The sequence below is a fragment of the Pseudophaeobacter sp. 1A09344 genome (assembly GCF_041008745.1).
Classification (GTDB): Bacteria; Pseudomonadota; Alphaproteobacteria; order Rhodobacterales; family Rhodobacteraceae; genus Phycobacter; species Phycobacter gallaeciensis_A.
The window spans coordinates 102,020-122,012 of the sequence record NZ_JAXGFS010000013.1 but is presented as its reverse complement, the minus strand read 5'-3'; the positions used below and the strand labels follow the sequence as shown (position 1 = coordinate 122,012).

Genomic DNA, 19,993 nt, shown 5'->3' with positions numbered 1-19,993 from the left:
GATGTGCCTGTTTACGGCTATCGCTTCCGCGGCCAGCGCTTTGATTGCGGTTCCAAGGCAGGTTTCCTGCAGGCCACTGTCGCCTTTGCCCTGGGGCGTGAGGAATTGCGGGACGAGCTGTTGCAGTATATCACCGAAATCGCTCAGGTCGGACAGGCTGCCGAGTAGGAAACACTGGCCAGCCTCTGGTTTTGAGACCGGGTAATACAGGATCGAATTAGGGGTATACGGACAGTGGCAAATGTTCTGGTGACCGGCGGTGCCGGCTATATTGGCTCGCATGCATGCAAGGCGCTGAAGGCGGCGGGGTTTACACCCGTCACTTATGACAATCTGGTCACCGGTTGGCAGGACGCAGTCAAATTCGGCCCGTTTGAAAAGGGCGACCTTGCGGATCGTGCCCGTCTCGACGAGGTCTTCGCCACCTATCAGCCGGTCGCGGTGATGCATTTCGCGGCCCTTAGTCAAGTCGGGGAGGCGATGAGCCAGCCAGGCCGCTACTGGGCCAATAACACAGGTGGATCTTTGAACCTGATCGAAGCCGCGGTTGCTGCCGGGTGCCTTGATTTCGTGTTTTCCTCAACCTGTGCCACCTATGGCGAACATGACAACGTGGTGCTGGACGAGAACACGCCGCAGCTGCCGCTCAACGCCTATGGCGCCAGCAAACGTGCGGTCGAGGATATCCTGAAGGATTTCGGTGCCGCCTATGGGCTGCGTTCGGTGATTTTCCGCTATTTCAACGTGGCTGGCGCCGATCCCGAGGCTGAAGTCGGCGAATTCCACCGTCCCGAAACCCATCTGGTGCCGCTGGTGCTGGATGCGATCGACGGCAAACGCGATGCGCTGACCATCTTCGGCACCGATTACGACACCCCCGATGGAACCTGCATCCGCGACTATGTGCATGTCTGCGACCTGGTTGATGCCCATGTTCTGGGTCTCCAGTGGCTGAAGGATGGCAAGGGCAGCCAGATCTTCAACCTCGGTACCGGCAGCGGGTTTTCGGTGCGCGAGGTCATGGACAAGGCCGAAGAGGTCACCGGCAGCAAGGTACCTTGCACCGTGGGGCCGCGTCGGGCGGGCGATTGCACCAAACTGGTGTCGGGATCGACCCGGGCGATCACAGATCTGGGCTGGAACCCACAGCGTTCCAGTCTTGAGATGATGATCGCTGATGCCTGGAAATGGCATCAGACGGGCAATTACGAGGCCTGAGCATGGAGCCGCCCCGCTCCGCCGCCGAGATGCCGGATATCGGCTGGCGTGCGGCCTACCGAATGCGGTGGAAACGGCGGCGGCTTCTGTGGCGCTCCTGGCGCTCACGTCACCAGCTGAGCCTGTTGCGCGATCAGACCGCGGCAATCGGGGCAGAGGACATTCTGGCCTTTGTTGTGCTGCGCAACGAGGCGACGCGGCTGCCGTATTTCCTGGACTATTACCGGCGCCTCGGCGTCGGGCACTTCCTGATCATCGAAAACGGCAGTGATGATGGCAGCGCAGAGATGCTGCGGCAGCAATCCGATGTCTCGCTCTGGCAGACGTCCGCGGGCTACAAGGCCTCCCGCTTCGGGCTGGACTGGCTGACCTTCCTGCTGATGACCTATGGCAGGGATCACTGGTGCCTGACGGTGGATGCGGATGAACTGCTGACCTATGGCGGCATTGCCAACCATGATATGCGTGCGCTGACCGAACTGCTGGACCGCAGCGGGCAGGTCGGGTTTGGCGCCATGATGCTGGATCTTTATCCGCGCGGGCCGCTGAATCAGGTCAGCTACAGGCCGGGTCAGAACCCGCTGGAGGTTTTGCAGTGGTTCGATGCGGTGCCTTACCGTGCGGTCCGGCAGCACCCGATGGGAAACCTGTGGCTGCAGGGCGGCGCGCGGGAGCGGGTGTTCTTTGCCGGGGAGCCACATCGCTCTCCGACGTTGAACAAGATCCCGCTGATCCGCTGGAACCGCCGCTACGCCTATGTGAATTCGACTCATGCGGCGCTGCCGCCGGCGCTGAACGCCCTATACGACGGGCCGGGCGGGCCGCAGCCGTCGGGCGTGCTGCTGCACACAAAATTCCTGCCCGAAATTGTCGCAAAATCGGCAACAGAAAAGCAGCGAAAACAGCACTTCCATACGTCCGAGGATTTCGATCCTTATTACGATCACCTGACCTCGGCCCCGGACCTGTGGTTTGAGAAAGCTTTGAAATACACAGGGCCAGAGCAACTGGCCGATCTGGGGTTGATGCGGGCGCCCGAGTGGTAGGGTGTGAATTGCCCGGGTTCGGTGGTGCGTGTAGCCCCCGTAACTGTTTCTAAATTCGTTGTTAATAGAATTGGCGCGTGACATATTGCACGCAGGCAGTCGCGCGCCGGGGCCTACCCGCGCGGAGCGTACAGGGTCGGAAACAGACGGATATGGAGTAGCCGTGGGTCTTTGGGATTCTTACCGTATGCGTGTACGGCGCAGGTACAGGCTGGCCCGAGCCTTGCGTAAATCCCGTGAACTGAAGACCATTCAGGACAAAACCGGCCAGATCCGGCCGGATGATATCCTGCTGGTTTCCACGATGCGGAACGAGAAAATCCGCCTGCCCTACTTTCTCGACTATTACCGCGATCTGGGAGTCGATCACTTTCTCCTTGTCGATAACGGATCGCAGGACGGCACCCGCGACTATCTGCAAGGCATGCCGGATGTGTCCCTCTGGCATAGTGATGCGAGCTATCGGCGGGCAAACTACGGCGTGGACTGGATGAATGCGCTGAAACGCCGCTATGCCCATGGGCATTGGGTGTTGGTGGTCGATCCGGATGAGCTGTTCATCTATCCCTTCTGCGACACACGCCCGATCCGGGCGCTGACCGATTGGCTGGACAATTCCGCGATCCGCAGTTTTGCCGCCATGCTGATCGATGTTTATCCCAAGGGGCAGGTCACCGATGCGGCTTATCAGCCCGGTCAGGATCCCTTGGAAATCGCCAACTGGTTCGACAGCGGAAATTACACGATCAGCCCGAACCCAACCTATGGCAACCTGTGGATCCAGGGCGGCCCCCGTGCGCGCATGTTCTTTGCCGACCGGCCAAAGAAGGCGCCGGCGCTGAACAAGATTCCGTTGGTCAAATGGGACCGGAAATACGCCTATGTCAGTTCGACCCATGCTCTGCTGCCGCGCGGCCTGAACCGAGTTTATGAGACCAATGGCGGTGAAAAGACCAGCGGCGCGCTGCTCCATACCAAGTTTCTGGACACCTTTGGTGACAAGGCCCGCGAAGAGATGACGCGCAGCCAGCACTATGCGCAATCGGCCGAGTACAAGGCCTATGCCGCGTCCCTGGCCGAGCAACCGGACCTGTGGTGCAAATGGAGCGAGAAATACATCAACTGGCGCCAGCTTGAGATTCTGGGTCTCATGTCCAAGGGCAACTGGGCATGAGCAGCGCAGGCCAGACCAGCAAGGAAGAGGCTACCAAGGGAACGGTCGGCATCGTCATGTTGGTGCATACGGCGCTGGAGCGGGCCGAGCAGGTGGCGCGCCACTGGGCGGCGGCGGGCTGCCCGGTGGTGATCCATGTGGACCGTAAGGTGCCGCAGACCACGTTCAAAACCTTCCGCGATGGGCTGTCGGATGAGCAGCTGATCCGGTTTTCGCCGCGCCACACCTGCGAATGGGGCACCTGGGGCATCGTCGCCGCCTCGCAATCGGCAGCGGAGATGATGTTGCGGTCCTGTCCCGGCGTGCGCCACGTCTACCTGTCGTCGGGATCCTGCCTGCCGCTCAGACCGGTGCAGGAACTTGTCGATTATCTGGCCGCCCGCCCGCAAACCGATTTCATCGAAAGCGCGACCACCGCCGATGTCCCCTGGATCGTGGGCGGTCTGGATGTGGAACGTTTTACCCTGCGCTTTCCCTTTTCCTGGAAAAAGCAGCGCGCGCTATTCGATGGTTATGTCAATCTGCAGCGCAGGCTGCGGATCAAGCGGCGCATCCCGCCCGGTCTGGTGCCCCATATGGGCAGCCAATGGTGGTGCCTGACCCGCCGCACCCTGTCGGCGATTCTTGAGGACCCGGACCGGCCAATCCATGATCGCTACTTCAAGAAGGTCTGGATCCCCGACGAAAGCTATTTCCAGACCCTCGCGCGGCAGCATTCGGCGCAGATCGAAAGCCGGTCGCTGACCCTGTCGAAGTTCGATTTCGAGGGCAAACCGCATATCTTTTATGACGATCACCTGCAGCTGTTGCGCCGGTCCGACTGTTTCGTCGCCCGCAAGATCTGGCCACGGGCGCAGCGGCTTTATGATGCCTTCCTGACCGATCCGGCAGGGGCGATGAAACGGACGGAACCCAACCCAGGCAAGATCGACCGGGTCTTCTCCAAGGCGGTGGAGCGGCGCACCCGCGGGCGGCCGGGTCTTTACATGCAAAGCCGCTTCCCAAGCAAATGGTCGGTGAGCAATGTGACCGCCAATCCCTATTCGGTGTTCCAGGGCTTTGCTGAACTCTTCGTCGATTTTGAAAGCTGGCTGAACCGGACCACGGGCAGCCGGGTGCATGGCCATCTGTTTGCGCCGGATAGGGCCGAATTCGCCGATGGCGACAGCATGATCAATGGCGCACTCAGCGATACGGCGAAATTGCGCGACTATAATCCCGAAAGCTTCCTCACCAATCTGATCTGGAATACTCGGGGGCAACGGCAAAGCTTCCAGTTTGGCCCGCAGGACAACCAGAAAATCGGCGCCTTTATCGCAGGCGATCCCAATGCGCATGTGTCGGTGATCAGCGGCGCTTGGGCGGTGCCCTTGTTCCGCTCGACGCAGAGTTTTTCCGAATTGCGGCGCATCGCGGCGCGCCTGCAGCGGATCGAGGCTGCGCATCTGCATCTGCTGCGTGATCAGCATACCAAGGCCCGCGTCCGCATCTGGACCATGGCGGAATTTGTCGAGGCACCGATGGAGCCCCTGCAGGCCATTCTGGAAGATCTTGGGGCGCAGGCCCCGCGCCATCTGAACGAGGCGCCGACGATGGCGGATCTGGAGGGCTTTGGACAGTTTCTGCAGAACCTCAAGAACCAGGGCATGCACCCCTATCTGATGGGGGATTTCCCGGTGGAACAAGGACCGGTGAGCATGCCAAAGTCCCCCCGAAAACCGTATTTGGTGCGATAGGTTCTGATGACCAAACCCTTTGATTACTTCGTTGTTTTTGCTGAAATGCGCACGGGCTCCAATTTTCTGGAGTCCAACCTCAACGCGCTAGAAGGGGTGATCTGCCACGGAGAGGCCTTCAATCCCCATTTCATCGGCTACCCGAACCGCACCGAAATCTTGGGCCTGACGCAGGAGATGCGCGAAGCGGACCCTGGCAAGCTGATCGATCGGATCCGGTCGCAGCCCGATGCCTTTGGCGGCTTTCGGTATTTCCACGATCACGATCCGCGGGTTCTGGACATTGCGCTGGAGGATCCTCGCTGCGCCAAGATCATCCTGACCCGCAACCCGCTGGACAGCTACGTCTCGCGCAAGATCGCTGCGGCCACCGGCCAGTGGAAGCTGACCAATATCAAGCGCCGCAAAGAAGCGCAGGCGGAGTTCGATGCGGTGGAGTTTTCCCGCCATGTCGAGGATCTTCAGGCGTTTCAGATCACGTTGATGAACCGGCTTCAGTCCTCAGGCCAGACCGCATTCTACGTGGATTATGAAGACCTGCAGAATCTGGATGTGATGAACGGTCTGGCACAATGGCTGGGCGTCAACTCCCGGTTGGAGGCACTGGATGACAAGCTGAAGCGGCAGAACCCGGCGCCGACCCTGTCCAAGGTGGCCAACCCGGATGAGATGACGGCAGCACTGGCGGCAATGGATTGGTTCAACCTGTCGCGCACGCCGAATTTCGAGCCGCGCCGTGGTCCGGCGGTGCGCGGCTATCTGGCCGCCGCCAAGACGCCGCTCCTTTACATGCCGATGCGGGGCGGGCCCGAGGAAGCCGTGGCGGAATGGCTGGCAGCGCTGGATGGTGTGACGTCGGAGGATCTGATCTCCGGGATGAACCAGAAAGAACTCCGCCAGTGGAAAACTCAGAACAAGGGCTTTCGCAGTTTCACCGTTCTGCGTCACCCGGCCGAGCGAATTCACCAGGTGTTTTGCCAGCGCATTCTGCAAAAGGGGCCGGGCAGTTATGGCGCCATTCGCGAAACCCTGCGCCGTCAATTCAAGGTGCCGCTGCCCAAGGATGGCCCGGATGAGAATTATTCCCGCGCCGATCACCGCGCTGCCTTTGAAGGGTTCCTGAGCTTTGTCAAAGCCAACCTTGCCGGACAGACCTCGATCCGGGTCGATGCCGAATGGTCCAGCCAGTCACAGGCCTTGTCGGGCTTTGCCGAACTTGGCCCGCCAGACCTGATCCTGCGCGAAGAGGAGCTGGCGACTGAACTTCCCGCGCTGGCACAAAGGTTTGCAGCCTCCGCGCCTGCCTATGCGACGTCACAGCCGAGATCGCAGCCCTATACGCTGGGCGATATTCATGATGCAGCGCTGGAGGAGATGATCACAGCGCTCTATCAGCGGGATTATGTGATGCTGGGGTTCGATGCCTGGAGGCCGCAGCGCTGAAGAGTGTCTGCCCTGAACAAGGGCAGTTTCCCCATAGACTGTTCAATGCCGCTCTCAGGCAGCCTGAACCGGCTGGTTTTCGGTGAGAATGGTGAACAGCGTCGCCGGATCGTTATTGGCGCGCAGTTTGGTGCAGAAATTCTGCTCCCGCAGGGTGCGGGAGACCAGAGCCAGCGCTTTTAGGTGTTCAACGCCTGCGTCCTCGGGCGCGAAAAGCGCAAAGGCGATATCGACGGGTTGCCGGTCGACAGCCGCGAAATCCAGGGGTTTTTCCAGAGTCACGAAGACGCCGCAGACCTCGGAGAGGCCATCAAGGCGGGCGTGGGGCAGGGCAACACCGTGTCCTACCCCTGTCGGGCCCAGGCTTTCCCGATCAAGCAGCGCTTCAACCGTGGGTTGCGGATTGAGACCGTAGGCGAGATGCCCGACCTCGGCGATCTCCTGAAACAGCCGCTTCTTGCTTGAGGCTGCACCAATCACGCGGACGGCGTCCGGTTTGAGGATCTTGGAAATCTGCATCTCGGTCATTTGCTCCGCTCGACCACCTTATCCGGTGGGCCGCTGGGCTACTGCTTAAGGATCGATCCAACCGATGTTGCCATCATCCCTGCGGTAAACCACATTCAATCCGTCTTTGCCTTCGTTGCGGAAAACCAGAACGGGCGCCCCGGCCAGTTCCATCTGCATCACTGCTTCGCCAACGGACAGGGACGGGATCTTGGTTTCCATCTCGGCCACGATGATCGGCTGCAGCGAGTCGGGTTCGGTCCCGGTCTCCGCTTCATCAGAGGCGAGGATATAAGAGCTGGCGCCCAAATGTTCAACCGGTTCGCTGCGGTCGCGGTGATGGTCCTTCAGGCGGCGTTTGTAGCGGCGCAGCTGTTTTTCCATCTTGTTGCAGCAGCCTTCGAAAGACGCATAGATTTCAGTGGCATGAGCCTTGGCCTGAGCGGTCAGACCGGTGGACAGGTGAACGGTGGCCTCGCAGACGTATTCATGCGCCGAACGGGAAAAGACCACGGTGGCGTCCGTCGGGCGCTCTGCGTATTTCGCGACAGCCGTTCCCAGTTCATCCTTAACGTGGGACTGCAACGCTTCGCCGATGTCGATCTGTTGACCGCTGATTTTGTAACGCATGTGATCTCCTTCACAATAATACCACCCGCAACACCGCCGGGGCCAAGCCCGGCAGACTATCGTCAGCTGCGGATGAGGGGATTAGGCAAATACGCCGGAAGCAACCATGCGGACCCTGTTGCCAAGGCCAGCTTGCGGACTGCATCGGACTGCACATTTGCCATACTTCAATTCCATGACAACTGACGAAAAGAGTCAATGGAGAAGCGATGCAGATGGTGAAGGAATAGGAAACCGGCAGGAACAGGCCGAGGCCCGAAAGGTACGGTTCGGTTCAGGAAATACGGAAATTGTCGCCCAGATAAACGCGGCGCACGTTTTCGTTCTCGACCACCTCTTCGGGGCTGCCGGACATCAGAACCTGACCGTCATGCAGGATATAGGCGCGATCAACGATTTCGAGGGTTTCGCGCACGTTGTGATCGGTTATCAGCACCCCGATGCCGCGTTTCTTCAGATCGGCGACCAGATGGCGGATATCGCCAACCGAAATCGGGTCGACCCCGGCAAAGGGTTCATCCAGCAGCAGGTATTTCGGATCCGCCGCCAGGCAGCGGGCGATTTCCACCCGGCGCCGTTCACCGCCCGACAGGGCCAGCGCAGGGGCGCGGCGCAGGTGTTCGATAGAGAAATCCGACAGCAGCTCTTCCAGCCGTTCGCGCCGCTTGTGGTCGTGTTTGACGGCAATATCCAGCACGGCCGAGATATTGTCCTCGACCGACAGGCCCCGGAAAATGGACATTTCCTGCGGCAGGTAACCAATGCCAAGCCGCGCGCGGCGGTACATCGGCAGGTTGGTGACGTTCTGCCCGTCGATGGTGACGGTGCCCGCCTCGGGAAAGACAAGGCCGGCGATGGCGTAGAAACTGGTGGTCTTGCCCGACCCGTTCGGCCCCAGAAGGGCGACAACCTCGCCCCGGTCCAGACGCATGGTCACGTCACGAATCACCACCTTCTTGCGATAGCTTTTGCGCAGGTGGTCGATCCTGAGGCCGGAAGAGCCTTCGGTGACTTTCAGTTCGGGTTTTGCCGCCATCAGTTGCCGCCATCCGGGTTCAGGATGGTCTTGACCCGTCCGGCCATGCTCGCGGTGCCGGTGGTCAGGTTCACCTCCAGCCGGTTCGAGGTCAGCGTGCTGGCTCCCTGATTGAGCAGGACATTGCCGGTCATCACGATGGTGCCACTATCAATGGTGTATTCTGCCTTTTCGGCCTCTGCGGCGTCCGGGCCGCTGACCAGCAGCACATCGCCGGTCGCCTCAAGCTGGTCGATGCCACGTTTGCCGGTCTCATCGGTCTTGTAGATCACCAGAACCCGGTTCGCAGACAGTCGCATCACCCCCTGGATGATCAGCACATTGCCAGTGAATTCGGCCGAGCCATCGGCCTGGTTGACCGCCAGCGCATCGGCTGTCACCTCGACAGGCTCCTTGGGGTCGGCCTTAACCTCGCCAAAGGCAATCACGTCCGTCTGGGCCATCGCAACCGGTGCAACCGATGCAAGGGTGCAAGACAGGCAAATCAGCAAGGTGGGCAATCTGAACACGGGCTATCTTTCTTTAGTATTGGGATCGTATACCAGCTTGACTCTGTTTTTGAATACCATTTGCACCGGTCCGCCTTCGGTTTTTGCCGTCACCAGCATCTGCCCCGCAGTCAGAACGCCAAGGGCGCCCGTGGCATGAACCGGTCCGGGACTTTCTGCGCGCACTCCGTCCAGGGCGGTTTCCAGTAGTTCGGTCTCAACCGTCATACCATCCGCAGATGTCAGTTTGACGTTGCCGCTGAACCGCGCGAGACCTTGATCGGGATGCACCGCGCCGCTGTCAGAGACCAACGTCATGCGGCCGCCCTCGGCCATGCGGATTTCGGCCTGCAGATTGGTGGCCGTGGCGCCGCCGCTGTCACTGTTGGGCTGAGCAACCGAGGCCATCACCATGATCTCATCGCCCTGCGCGGTGGTGCCGGAAAAGAAGGGGCGGGTAACCTGCTGCCCGCGCATGCGTTCCTCGATCTCCTTTTGCGCAAAGGGGATGACCGCCTCGGTGTCGACGCCGCGCGAAATCAGGAACAGCGTCGACAGCAGCGCCAGCGCGGCCAGTGGCAGCAGCACCTTGAGATAGGCGACTGTGCGCGAATAGCGGTCCATCCGGTGTCCCCTTTCTCTTTTTGGCGTTGCGGTTCAGCCGAGGCCCGCGCGCAGGCAATCGTGGATGTGGATCAGGCCCAGTGCCTGCGGGCCCTGTGCAGCATCCACCACAAACAGGCAGGTGATCTTGCGGGCATTCATCACCGCAAGCGCCTCTTCGGCGAGGGCGTCGGGGCCGATGGTTGTCGGCGAGGAGGTCATGACATCGGCAGCGGTCTGGCTCAGCAGCCCGTCCATGTGGCGGCGCAGGTCGCCGTCGGTGATGATGCCGGTCAGGGCGTTCTCAGCACCGGTGACACCGGCCACGCCAAATCCCTTCTGGCTGATTTCCAGCAGCGCCTCGGACATCGGGCTGGTTTCAGCGACCAGTGGCAGGGCGTCTCCGCCGTGCATCAGGTCGCGGACCTTGGACAGGCGCGCACCGAGTTTGCCGCCGGGGTGGAAATCGCGGAAGTTCTCGGGGCGGAAATCGCGGTGCTTCATAATGGCAATGGCGAGCGCATCGCCCATGGCCAGCGTCAGCGTGGTCGAAATCGACGGCACGATCCCGTATCCGCAGGCCTCGCCCAGGGCCGGGATTTCCAGCTGCACGTCGGCTTGGGTCATCAGGGTGCTTTTCGGCCTGCTGGAGAGGCCGATCAGCGGAATGTCAAAGCGGCGGGTAAAGACCAGAAGATTGGCCAGCTCCGGCGCTTCGCCCGAGTTGGAGATGGCCAGAACCACATCGCCCTTGGACAGCATGCCAAGGTCGCCGTGGCTGGCCTCGGCCGGATGCACAAAATGGGCAGGTGTGCCGGTGCTGGCCAATGTGGCTGCGATCTTGCGACCGATATGGCCGGATTTGCCGATACCGCTGACGATCACACGCCCTTCGGCCTTCAGGATCAGGCGCACCGCATCGGCGAACCGCTCGTCAAAACCGGCAGCCAGCGCATCCAGTGCGCGGGCTTCGTCGGTCACGACCTGACGCGCCGTGGCGAGGAAGTGTTCCGACCCGCTCATGAGTGCGCAAAGATATCGGTTTCGGGCCAGCCCGCCAGATCAAGGCGCGCGCGCATCGGCAGGAAGTCGAAACAGGCCTGCGCCATGTCGGTGCGGCCTTCACGGGCAAGACGTTTGTCCAGCTCTTCACGCAGGCGGTGCAGGTGCAAAACGTCCGAGGCGGCATAGTCCAGCTGCGCTTCGGTCAGGGTTTCGGCACCCCAGTCGCTCATCTGCTGTTGTTTCGAGATATCGACACCGATCAGCTCCTGACACAGGTTCCGCAATCCGTGGCGGTCGGTATAGGTGCGGATCAGGCGGCTTGCGATCTTGGTGCAGTAGACCGGCGCTGCCAGCGCGCCAAAGGCGTGGTACATGGCGGCGATGTCAAAACGCCCGAAGTGGAACAGCTTCAGCACATTGGGATCTTCCAGCATCCGGCAGAGGTTCGGTGCTTCGCTCTGGCCTTTTTCGACCTGAACGATATGGGCGTTGCCGTCACCGCCGGACATCTGGATCACGCAAAGCCGGTCGCGGTGGGGGTTGAGCCCCATGGTTTCACAATCGATTGCAACAACCGGGCCAAGGTCAAGCCCGTCCGGCAGGTCGTTTTTGTAAAGATGATTGGCCAATGGAGCGGTCCTTTGTCTGGGCAGGGCGCGCGGCCCGCCTTTCTGCCGAAATAGGGGCTAAAGCCTCTGAACTCAACTGTAGCCCAGCCCCGCCCTTGGTGTCGGGCAGCACTGGACGATATTTCTGCTAACATGGGGTTTAAGGCAGGTCAGCCAAATAGGAAACCTGCCAAAGCATTCGGCCCGGCAGTCTTTATCCAGCTCTCATGCGGCTGAAACTCATCGAGATATGAGCCTGTTGCAGCATCGCGGCAGCCTGAAGGTCGCCAGCCTCCAGCGCCGCGGTGACAGTGCTGATCTCGCCATCGAAGATGCGCATTTCATCGCACAGGTCGATGACGGAATCGATCACCGAGGTCAGCCAGATCCGCGAGGTCTGGTAATAGAGCCGCTCGGCCGTGGTGCGCAGCGGCATATTGCCGGTCAGTTTCAGCGTGGCGAGGAAGAAATCGGTGATCAGCCGGGCAAATTCGCGCGGGGCCGGGTCCTGCAACAGGGATTGTGAGCGATCCGACAGGGCGCGAAACTCGGCAAGCAGCGCGTCGCAGGGCGGCAGGGGCATGATGTGGCCCATCATGCCGGCCAGTTCCATCCTGAGCTGGTAGGTTTGCGCTAGTTCCTCAAGGTTGACATCGGTGACGAAGGTGCCTACGCCGTGTACCGATTGCACCAGCCCTTCGTCTTCGAGCCGGGCAAGAACCCGGCGCAGCGGGGTGCGACTGACGCCGAATTCCTCTGCCAGTTCGGTTTCCGACAGGCGGGTTCCGGGCGCATAATCCAGCAGACAGATGCGATCCCGGATTTCCCGGTGCATCAGTTCGAACCGGTCACGGGCACTATAGTCGGCATTGTCGAGATCCAGCGCCATGTTGGGCGAGGATGAGGTCATTGGAGGCCTCCCTTGGTTGGGTGCCTGTGTACCTGTCCCCGCCCGTCGGCGCAAATATCTGTTCAGACCAGTTTGGCAGAGAGCCCTTCGAGCAGCCCGAGGCATTGCGACAGCTGGTCGAGCGAGACGTATTCGTCGGGTTTATGCGCCTGTTCGATCGATCCCGGTCCGCAGACGGCGACATTCATACCAAGCCCTTGAAAGATTCCGGCCTCGGTGCCGAATGCCACCAGATCGGCGCCATTTGCCCCGGTCAGCTCCTGCAGGATCTCGCGGGCCTCGTTGTCGGTCACTGGCTCCAAGCCGTCGACCTCTCCGATGACCTCGGTGACGATGCCTGCCTCGGGGAACACCGCCTGCATCTGCGGGATCAGGGAGTGAGTACATAGCCGGTGCAGGTCTTCTTTGACGAAGTCGGCATCGGATTTCTGCACCGGGCGCATTTCCCAGTCGACCCGCGCCTTGCCGGGGATCACGTTATGCGCGTGGCCGCTGACCAGCGCGCCGGTGTTGATGGTGGTCCAGGGCGGTTCGAACCGGCTGCCTTCGGGCGCGCGGGCGCGCAGGGCGTCCTTCAGCTCCAGCAGGCGGGCGACATAGCGCGCCGCGTATTCCGCAGCATTGACCCCCAGATCCGGCCCGGATCCGTGTCCTTCGAGCCCGGTGAAGTGGGTCGAATATTCATAGCAGCCTTTGTGGCCTTCGATGATGCGCATCATCGTAGGCTCTCCGACGATGCAGACCGAGGGGCGTATCTCCCGTTCTTTCAGCGACTTGGCCAGAGCCTGCGCGCCAAAGCAGCCGACCTCTTCGTCATAGGTGAAGGCGAAGTGGATCGGCCGGGATGGGTTCAGCGCCGCGTAATGCGGCGCCATCGCGGTTGCTGCGGCGATGAAACCCTTCATGTCGCAGGTGCCACGGCCGAACAGTTTGCCGTCGCGCTCCACCATCTGGAAGGGGTCGCTGGACCAGTCCTGATCGGTCACAGGCACCACGTCTGAATGGCCCGAGAGAACGATGCCACCATCGGTATCAGGACCGATGGTGGCGAAAAGATTGGCCTTGCTGCCGGTGTCGTCGGTCCACAGATGAACCTGTGCGCCTGCGCTATCCAGCCGGTCCGCCAATAGCGACATCAATGTCAGGTTGCTGCTCGCGGACACGGTCGGTTGCGCGATGAGTTCTCCCAACAAATCCGTCGTTCGGGGCAGGAAGGTCATTCAGAACCTCGTCTTTCACAAAGATTTTGCGCTCCACATCGCAGAGGGCTTCGGCTGGTCCGTTCTCGCGTATCAGGATCGTCTCGGTGGTCTCAAGCCCCCAGCTGTCCATCCAGAGCGCGGGCATGAAGTGGAAGGTCATCCCCGGCATCAGCACAGTTTCATCGGTGTCCCTCAGCGAAATGGTCCGCTCCCCCCAGTCCGGCGGGTAGCTGAGTCCGATCGGGTAGCCGCAGCGTCCGTTGCGGTCGATTCCGGCCTTTTTCAGGGCGCCATTCAGGGCATTGGCAATGTCGCAGGCGCGGTTGCCGGCCTTTGCAGCCTCGATCCCGGCCTCGATCCCTTCGTTCAGCGCGGAAGAAGCGTCCAGCATCTCCTGCGGCGGTTGGCCCAGGTGCACGGTACGGCACAGCGGCGCGTGGTAACGGCGGTAGCAGCCAGAGAGTTCAAAGAAAGTTGCCTCGCCGGTCTGCATCTCGCGCCCGTCCCAGGTCATATGCGCGGCGGTGGCATCCAGGCCCGAGGGCGTCAGCGGCACGATGGCCGGGTAATCACCCCAGTCTTCGCCAACCCCGTAGGTGCCGGCTTGCAGCAGGTCGCCGACCAGCTCGTTCTTGCGCAGACCGGGGCGCGCGCGTTCGATGGCCAGATTGACGATGTTTTCGGTGATGCGGGCGGCCCGGCGGATGAACATCAGCTCTTCGTCGGACTTCACCGCACGCTGCCAGTTCACCAGCGCGGTGGCGTCATGCAGGCTGGCGTTGGGCAGGTTCTTTTGCAGGACAGCGTGGGCCTTGGCAGAGTAATAGTAGTTTTCCATTTCCACGCCGACGCGGGCCTTGCCATATCCGAGCCGGGTCAGATGCGCGGCCAGATCTTCCATGGGGTGGCAGGTGGTCGATTGGATATAGCGGTCGTCGTAGCCGATGACGCTGCGCTCTTCCATCCAGACGGTGCGCAGGGCGCCAAAGGCGTCCATCGTGCGGCCCCACCAGATTGGATCACCATTCAGCCCCAGGATGACACCCTGATGCACATAGAAGGACCAGCCGTCATAGCCGGTCAGCCAGGCCTGATTGGACGGATCCGTGACGAACAGAACGTCGATCCCGGCAGCCTCCATGGCTTTGCGGGTCTTGGCGATGCGGCGGGCGTATTCGCCCTCAGTAAACGGAGCATGTTCCAGTGGCATGGGGACCTCTGATCAAAGAAGGGGTGTCGGAAATAGGGACTTTAATCTTTGTAGATGAGTACATCATCCGATTCCGATCTATTCGCGGCAAAGGATTTGCTCAAAACGACACGCATAATCGGCAATTGCGACGTCGTGAGCGGCAGGTTGCGTGATTGTTGTGCACAACCGGCGAATCTTTGGACAGTTTTGGTCCAGAGTAGAACCTACGCCGGTATCGCGGTCACCTGTGTTCTCTCCGGCACGGCAGGTGGCGCAGTGTTCACAGATTCGCGGGGCGCTTTTCCAGTGATCACACCCGTGATACAGCCCTGACGCATGATACGTCTTGATGACCGAGATATCGCCATTCTCCGCGTGCTGACGCAGGAGGGGCGCATTACCAAAGCGGCCCTGGCCGAACGCATCGGCCTGTCTCCGACACCGTGCTGGGACCGGCTGCGCAAGCTGGAAAAGGCCGGGCTGATCGAAGGTTACGGCGCCCGCATCAACCTGCGCAAACTGGCACCGCATATAACGGTGTTTGTGGCGGTGGAAATTGCGGATCACACCGCGGCCCGGTTTCAGGCGTTTGAGCTTGCGATCCAGCGCTATGATGAGGTCACGGCCTGCTGGGCGCTGGGCGGCGGCTTCGATTATCTGATGCAGATCGTCACCCATGACATCGATGCTTATCAGCGGCTGATCGATTCGATGCTGGATGCCCGCATCGGCCTGTCGCGCTATTTCACCTATATTGTGACCAAACCGGTCAAAGGTCCGGGCGGTCCGCCGCTGGATATTTTGCTGGGACGGGGGGCTGGCAGCTGAATCTTCTCCTTCATGGGGGAACTTTGGCTACTGTTTCTGGGTCTGGCAGAGGAATGTCCTCCTGAACTTCAGGAGGATTTGCCATGGCCGACACCGCCCTTTCTGCCCGCAGCGATATCGCGGACAAAACGCTAGTCCGTTCATTTTCTTATGTGAATGGCCGGTGGCAGACGGCCGAAGATGGCAATACCTTTGCCGTGAAGGACCCCGGAACCGGAAATGTGGTTGGCCATGTCGCGAGCCTTTCGGCAGAAGAATCCTCTGCTGCGGTCGATGCCGCGCAGAATGCTTTCGCCGCTTGGGCGGGGCTTTTGCCGCAGGAACGTTCGGCCATCCTGCGCCGGTGGTATCAGCTGCAACTCGATCATAAGGAGGATCTGGCCCGGATCATGGTGCTGGAACAGGGTAAACCCCTGTCCGAGGCGATGGGCGAAATCGACTACGGCGCGGGCTTTGTGGAGTTCTACGCCGAAGAGGCCAAGCGTCCGAACATCGAAGGCGTCACCAGCCACCTGCCCGATGCCGAGGTCGAGCTGTGGCGCGAGCCGGTTGGCGTGGTGGCGCTGATCACGCCGTGGAACTTCCCCTCCGCAATGCTGACGCGCAAGGCGGCGGCGGCGCTGGCGGCGGGCTGCACCGTTGTGGCGCACCCTTCGGCGGAAACCCCGTTCAGCGCTCTGGCCCTGGCCGAATTGGCCGAACGCGCGGGCGTGCCTGCCGGGGTGTTCAACGTCGTCACCGGCGATGCGCCCACTGTGGTCAAACCCTGGACCGAAGATACTCGTGTGCGGGCGCTGTCCTTCACCGGCTCTACCGAAGTGGGCAAGCTGTTGTACCGGCAAAGCGCCGATACGGTGAAGCGGCTGGTGATGGAGCTGGGCGGCCACGCACCGGTGATCGTCTTTGAAGATGCCGATCTTGATCAGGCGGTCGAAGAGACCATGAAGGCGAAGTTCGCGACCTCGGGTCAGGATTGCCTCGGCGCTAACCGGATCTTCGTGCAGCGCAGCGTCTACCCGGAGTTTTGCAAACGGCTGACGGCGGCGACCAAGAAACTGACCGTTGGTCTAGGCATGGACGACCCGGACATCGGGCCGCTGATGCACGACCGGGTCGTGGCGAAGCAGGAAGAACACGTGCGCGACGCGATTGAGAAGGGCGCCAAACTGGCCTGCGGCGGCGAACGCCATGCCATGGGGCCGCTGTTCTATCAGCCGACCGTGCTGACCAATGTGCCGCAGGATGCCAAGATCATGCACGAGGAAACCTTTGGTCCGGTGGCGCCGGTGGCCCCCTTTGACAGCGAAGAGGAAATCACCCAGCGTGCCAATGACACCGAATACGGGCTGGTGGCCTATGTGCATACGCAGGATCCGCGCCGTATCTACCGGCTGTCGCGGGCGCTGCAATTCGGCATGGTGGCCGTGAACCGGACCAAGGTGACCGGTGCGCCGATCCCCTTTGGCGGCGCCAAGCAATCCGGTCTGGGTCGCGAAGGTGCGCGTCTGGGCATGGAAGAATTCACCGAGGTCAAATACGTCTGCCGCGACTGGGCATGACGGGCCCCGTGCCGGGCAATTGAATATCAAACGATCACACCCGGGCCGTGCGGGCACCGGGAAACGCAGAAGGACTAGATATGCTGAAAAACGATCAACTGGACCAATGGGACCGCGACAACTTCTTTCACCCCTCGACCCATCTGGCGCAGCACGCGCGCGGTGAAAGCCCGAACCGGGTGATCAAGACCGCCAGCGGCGTGCATATCGAAGACCGCGACGGCACCAAGCTGCTGGACGCCTTTGCCGGGCTGTACTGCGTGAACGTGGGCTATGGCCGTCAGGAAATCGCCGAAGCCATCGCAGATCAGGCGCGCGAACTGGCCTATTACCATTCCTACGTGGGCCATGGCACCGAGGCCTCGATCACCCTGTCGAAGATGATCCTGGACCGGGCGCCTTCGAATATGTCCAAGGTCTATTTTGGCCTCGGCGGCTCGGACGCCAATGAAACCAACGTCAAGCTGATCTGGTATTACAACAACATTCTGGGTCGCCCCGAGAAGAAGAAGATCATCTCGCGCTGGCGCGGCTATCACGGCTCTGGGCTGGTCACCGGCTCGCTGACGGGGCTTGAGCTGTTCCACAAGAAATTCGACCTGCCGCTGGCGCAGGTGGTGCACACCGATGCGCCCTATTATTTCCGCCGCGAGGATCAGAACCAGACCGAAGAACAGTTCGTTGCCCATTGCGTGGCCGAGCTGGAGGCGTTGATCGAGCGCGAAGGTGCCGACACCATCGCCGCCTTCATCGGTGAGCCGGTTCTGGGCACCGGTGGCATCGTGCCGCCCCCCGCCGGTTACTGGGAAGCGATCCAAGCCGTGCTGAAAAAGCACGACATCCTGCTGGTCGTGGATGAGGTCGTCACCGGGTTTGGCCGTCTCGGCACCATGTTCGGCAGCGATCACTACGGGCTGGAAGCGGATATCATCACCATCGCCAAGGGCCTAACCTCGGCCTATGCGCCGCTGTCCGGTTCGATCGTATCCGACAAGGTCTGGAAGGTGCTGGAGCAGGGCACCGATGAGAACGGCCCCATCGGCCACGGCTGGACCTATTCGGCGCACCCCATCGGTGCTGCGGCGGGCGTTGCCAACCTCAAGCTGATCGATGAACTGAATCTGGTTGAAAACGCAGGCAGCGTTGGCGCCTACCTGAACCAGTCGATGAAGGACGCGCTGGGCGATCATGCCCATGTCGGCGACATCCGCGGCGAAGGCATGCTCTGTGCGGTAGAATTCGTGAAGGATCGGGATAGCCGCACCTTCTTTGACGCGGCGGACAAGATCGGTCCGCAGATTTCGGCCAAGCTCCTGGAGCAGGACCGGGTGATTGCCCGCGCCATGCCGCAGGGTGATATCCTGGGCTTTGCGCCGCCCTTCTGCCTGACCCGTGAAGAGGCCGACACCGTGGTTGCGGCAACCGCGCGGGCCGTGAAAGCGGTTCTGGGCTAATACCTTGGGCTGAGGTCCGGATACGCCTCGAGCGGGGCGCTCCCGCCCGGATCGGATCCCCTGCGGGAGGATCCTCTCCCGTTGGGCCCGGCAAAAAGAAAGGCGTCGCGCAATTTGCGCGGCGCCTTTCTTTTTGCTGCAGCCGCTGCGCGTTATCGCCCGGCTGAGGGCGCTTTGGATGCGGCCTTTCCAAAAAAATTTGAGCTGCAAAACCAGTCAAATAATTGAATTGTATTAATTTTTCAAAGTTCGACTATCGCACCCGGCAGGCCCCCGGCATTTTCCTTGACCAAAGGTAAGTCCTTGATGGAACATTCTTTTATTAACGGGAGGAAAATTCATGAAACTGACTTCGACGCTGACCGGCGCCGCGCTGGCGCTGTGCACTGCACTGCCCGCATTTGCTGCGGATGTGACCGCACGTATCTCTTTGCAGCTGCCGCTCAAAAGCCACCTTGGCCAGAACCTCTTGATGTTCAAGGAAGAGGTCGAAAAGACCTCGAACGGTGACATCGCGGTGGAGATTTACGACTCCGCGCAGCTTTACAAGGACAAGGAAGTGCCTGCCGCTGTTGGCTCTGGCGCCATCGAGATGGGCGTGGCCTCCTTGACGCGCTATGTCGGGGATATTCCCGCGGTGGATGTCTTCTATATGCCGTTCCTGTTCAACTCAGAGGAAAAGGTGCGCAAGGCCGTTGCGCCGGACAGCCCGGTGCGCGGACCCATCGATGCGGCCATCGCTGATACCGGGGCCACGGTTCTGTGGTGGCAGGCCTATGGCGGCGCGATCATGCTGTCCCAGGACGGTCCGGTGAAAACGCCTGCTGATATGGAAGGCAAAAAGGCCCGCGTCTTCGGCAAGACGCTGGGTGATTTCGTCACTGCGACCGGCGGCGCGCCGACGCTGATTTCCGGCTCCGAGCAGTATCTGGCCTATCAGCGCGGCACCGTTGATATCGGCATGACCGGTGTTTCGGGCGTGAAATCCCGCAAACTGTGGGAGGTCATGGACACTATCACCGTCACCAACCACGCCGATATCGAATTCATCGTCGTGGCCAACACCGACTGGTGGAATGGTCTGTCGGCTGAGCATCAGAAAATCATGGCCGATGCCGCCCGCAAGGCTGAAATCGCGGTACGGGACGAGATGTCCGCGATCGAGGCTGCCGCCTATGCCGAGGCAGAAAAGGCCGGAATGACGGTGTACCAACCGACCGACGCAGAGATCGCCGCCTGGAAAGAGGCTGCCGCGCCCGTCTATGACGGTTTCCGCGCCAAGGCCGGTGATCTGGGCGCAGAAATCCTGTCTGCTGCCGAGAAGTTCTGAGCCTGACAGTCACGGACCGGCGCC

General features: G+C 60.9%; 19 protein-coding genes and 1 pseudogene. 10 read left to right on the top strand and 10 right to left on the bottom strand.

Going from position 1 to position 19,993, the window contains the following annotated elements; translation table 11 throughout:
* The 6 genes and pseudogenes from SM765_RS19475 to SM765_RS19450 form a co-directional block, all read left to right on the top strand.
* A pseudogene (locus SM765_RS19475) lies at nucleotides 1-168 on the top strand (UTP--glucose-1-phosphate uridylyltransferase); the annotation flags it as partial.
* A 66-nt stretch (nucleotides 169-234) separates the two neighbouring features.
* Entirely contained in the window at nucleotides 235-1,218 is a 984-nt protein-coding gene (gene galE / locus SM765_RS19470) for a UDP-glucose 4-epimerase GalE (RefSeq protein WP_065272096.1), read from the top strand.
* Nucleotides 1,219-1,220: 2 nt separating this feature from the next.
* A complete protein-coding gene (locus SM765_RS19465; RefSeq protein WP_274837883.1) occupies nucleotides 1,221-2,264 on the top strand; it encodes a glycosyltransferase family 2 protein in 1,044 nt (347 codons plus the stop codon).
* A 187-nt stretch (nucleotides 2,265-2,451) separates the two neighbouring features.
* Entirely contained in the window at nucleotides 2,452-3,438 is a 987-nt protein-coding gene (locus SM765_RS19460) for a glycosyltransferase family 2 protein (protein ID WP_274837884.1), read from the top strand.
* A complete protein-coding gene (locus tag SM765_RS19455; protein ID WP_274837885.1) occupies nucleotides 3,435-5,174 on the top strand; it encodes a DUF5927 domain-containing protein in 1,740 nt (579 codons plus the stop codon). The genes SM765_RS19460 and SM765_RS19455 overlap by 4 nt, the downstream gene beginning before the upstream one ends.
* A gap of 6 nt (nucleotides 5,175-5,180) precedes the next feature.
* Nucleotides 5,181-6,617, top strand: a complete 1,437-nt coding sequence (locus tag SM765_RS19450; protein WP_274837886.1) for a sulfotransferase family 2 domain-containing protein — start codon at nucleotides 5,181-5,183, stop codon at nucleotides 6,615-6,617.
* 54 nt (nucleotides 6,618-6,671) lie between these two features.
* On the opposite strand, the gene SM765_RS19445 is transcribed toward SM765_RS19450, so the two are convergent.
* From SM765_RS19445 to SM765_RS19400, 10 genes are all read right to left on the bottom strand, one after another.
* Nucleotides 6,672-7,136 (bottom strand): PTS sugar transporter subunit IIA, encoded by a 465-nt coding sequence (locus tag SM765_RS19445; RefSeq protein WP_065272101.1) that lies wholly within the window; start codon nucleotides 7,134-7,136, stop codon nucleotides 6,672-6,674.
* Nucleotides 7,137-7,190: 54 nt separating this feature from the next.
* Nucleotides 7,191-7,754: a ribosome hibernation-promoting factor, HPF/YfiA family gene (gene hpf, locus SM765_RS19440; protein WP_065272102.1), complete on the bottom strand. Its 564-nt coding sequence runs from the start codon at nucleotides 7,752-7,754 to the stop codon at nucleotides 7,191-7,193.
* A gap of 274 nt (nucleotides 7,755-8,028) precedes the next feature.
* Complete coding sequence (lptB, locus tag SM765_RS19435; RefSeq protein ID WP_274837887.1) at nucleotides 8,029-8,790, bottom strand: LPS export ABC transporter ATP-binding protein; 762 nt, start codon at nucleotides 8,788-8,790, stop codon at nucleotides 8,029-8,031.
* Nucleotides 8,790-9,233: an LptA/OstA family protein gene (locus SM765_RS19430; protein WP_082996065.1), complete on the bottom strand. Its 444-nt coding sequence runs from the start codon at nucleotides 9,231-9,233 to the stop codon at nucleotides 8,790-8,792. The genes lptB and SM765_RS19430 overlap by 1 nt, the downstream gene beginning before the upstream one ends.
* Nucleotides 9,234-9,302: 69 nt before the next feature.
* A complete protein-coding gene (gene lptC, locus SM765_RS19425; RefSeq protein WP_065272105.1) occupies nucleotides 9,303-9,902 on the bottom strand; it encodes an LPS export ABC transporter periplasmic protein LptC in 600 nt (199 codons plus the stop codon).
* Between the two features lie 33 nt (nucleotides 9,903-9,935).
* Complete coding sequence (locus SM765_RS19420; protein WP_274837888.1) at nucleotides 9,936-10,904, bottom strand: KpsF/GutQ family sugar-phosphate isomerase; 969 nt, start codon at nucleotides 10,902-10,904, stop codon at nucleotides 9,936-9,938.
* Entirely contained in the window at nucleotides 10,901-11,515 is a 615-nt protein-coding gene (locus SM765_RS19415; protein WP_274836079.1) for a ribonuclease D, read from the bottom strand. Before SM765_RS19415 ends, SM765_RS19420 begins: the two co-directional genes overlap by 4 nt.
* Nucleotides 11,516-11,708: 193 nt before the next feature.
* Nucleotides 11,709-12,404 carry a GntR family transcriptional regulator gene (locus SM765_RS19410; RefSeq protein ID WP_274837889.1) on the bottom strand — a complete coding sequence of 232 codons (696 nt, stop codon included), beginning with the start codon at nucleotides 12,402-12,404 and terminating at the stop codon, nucleotides 11,709-11,711.
* 62 nt (nucleotides 12,405-12,466) lie between these two features.
* The gene (argE, locus tag SM765_RS19405) at nucleotides 12,467-13,624 is read right to left on the bottom strand and encodes an acetylornithine deacetylase (RefSeq protein ID WP_274836080.1); all 1,158 of its coding nucleotides are present in this window, start codon (nucleotides 13,622-13,624) and stop codon (nucleotides 12,467-12,469) included.
* On the bottom strand, nucleotides 13,512-14,816 hold the full coding sequence (locus SM765_RS19400) for a M24 family metallopeptidase (protein WP_368981697.1): 1,305 nt from the start codon (nucleotides 14,814-14,816) through the stop codon (nucleotides 13,512-13,514). The genes argE and SM765_RS19400 overlap by 113 nt, the downstream gene beginning before the upstream one ends.
* 321 nt (nucleotides 14,817-15,137) lie before the next feature.
* On the opposite strand from SM765_RS19400, the gene SM765_RS19395 reads away from it, so the two are divergent.
* The 4 genes from SM765_RS19395 (at nucleotide 15,138) to SM765_RS19380 (ending at nucleotide 19,969) form a co-directional block, all read left to right on the top strand.
* Nucleotides 15,138-15,626 (top strand): Lrp/AsnC family transcriptional regulator, encoded by a 489-nt coding sequence (locus SM765_RS19395; protein WP_065273657.1) that lies wholly within the window; start codon nucleotides 15,138-15,140, stop codon nucleotides 15,624-15,626.
* 83 nt (nucleotides 15,627-15,709) lie between these two features.
* Complete coding sequence (locus tag SM765_RS19390) at nucleotides 15,710-17,185, top strand: NAD-dependent succinate-semialdehyde dehydrogenase (RefSeq protein WP_274829366.1); 1,476 nt, start codon at nucleotides 15,710-15,712, stop codon at nucleotides 17,183-17,185.
* Between the two features lie 80 nt (nucleotides 17,186-17,265).
* Entirely contained in the window at nucleotides 17,266-18,639 is a 1,374-nt protein-coding gene (locus tag SM765_RS19385) for an aspartate aminotransferase family protein (RefSeq protein WP_065272111.1), read from the top strand.
* 340 nt (nucleotides 18,640-18,979) lie between these two features.
* Nucleotides 18,980-19,969, top strand: coding sequence for a TRAP transporter substrate-binding protein (locus tag SM765_RS19380; protein ID WP_274836083.1), 990 nt, complete (start codon nucleotides 18,980-18,982; stop codon nucleotides 19,967-19,969).
* The last annotated feature ends 24 nt before the right edge of the window (nucleotides 19,970-19,993 follow it).

Bases quoted from the DNA above. Each gene is read 5' to 3' on its own strand.
- SM765_RS19455 (WP_274837885.1), top strand. From the start codon at position 3,435: ATGAGCAGCGCAGGCCAGACCAGCAAGGAAGAGGCTACCAAGGGAACG.
- SM765_RS19410 (WP_274837889.1), bottom strand. From the start codon at position 12,404: ATGACCTCATCCTCGCCCAACATGGCGCTGGATCTCGACAATGCCGAC.
- SM765_RS19420 (WP_274837888.1), bottom strand. From the start codon at position 10,904: ATGAGCGGGTCGGAACACTTCCTCGCCACGGCGCGTCAGGTCGTGACC.
- SM765_RS19430 (WP_082996065.1), bottom strand. From the start codon at position 9,233: ATGGCCCAGACGGACGTGATTGCCTTTGGCGAGGTTAAGGCCGACCCC.
- lptB (WP_274837887.1), bottom strand. From the start codon at position 8,790: ATGGCGGCAAAACCCGAACTGAAAGTCACCGAAGGCTCTTCCGGCCTC.
- hpf (WP_065272102.1), bottom strand. From the start codon at position 7,754: ATGCGTTACAAAATCAGCGGTCAACAGATCGACATCGGCGAAGCGTTG.
- SM765_RS19460 (WP_274837884.1), top strand. From the start codon at position 2,452: ATGCGTGTACGGCGCAGGTACAGGCTGGCCCGAGCCTTGCGTAAATCC.
- lptC (WP_065272105.1), bottom strand. From the start codon at position 9,902: ATGGACCGCTATTCGCGCACAGTCGCCTATCTCAAGGTGCTGCTGCCA.
- SM765_RS19450 (WP_274837886.1), top strand. From the start codon at position 5,181: ATGACCAAACCCTTTGATTACTTCGTTGTTTTTGCTGAAATGCGCACG.
- SM765_RS19400 (WP_368981697.1), bottom strand. From the start codon at position 14,816: ATGCCACTGGAACATGCTCCGTTTACTGAGGGCGAATACGCCCGCCGC.
- SM765_RS19385 (WP_065272111.1), top strand. From the start codon at position 17,266: ATGCTGAAAAACGATCAACTGGACCAATGGGACCGCGACAACTTCTTT.
- SM765_RS19445 (WP_065272101.1), bottom strand. From the start codon at position 7,136: ATGCAGATTTCCAAGATCCTCAAACCGGACGCCGTCCGCGTGATTGGT.
- SM765_RS19380 (WP_274836083.1), top strand. From the start codon at position 18,980: ATGAAACTGACTTCGACGCTGACCGGCGCCGCGCTGGCGCTGTGCACT.
- SM765_RS19390 (WP_274829366.1), top strand. From the start codon at position 15,710: ATGGCCGACACCGCCCTTTCTGCCCGCAGCGATATCGCGGACAAAACG.
- argE (WP_274836080.1), bottom strand. From the start codon at position 13,624: ATGACCTTCCTGCCCCGAACGACGGATTTGTTGGGAGAACTCATCGCG.
- SM765_RS19465 (WP_274837883.1), top strand. From the start codon at position 1,221: ATGGAGCCGCCCCGCTCCGCCGCCGAGATGCCGGATATCGGCTGGCGT.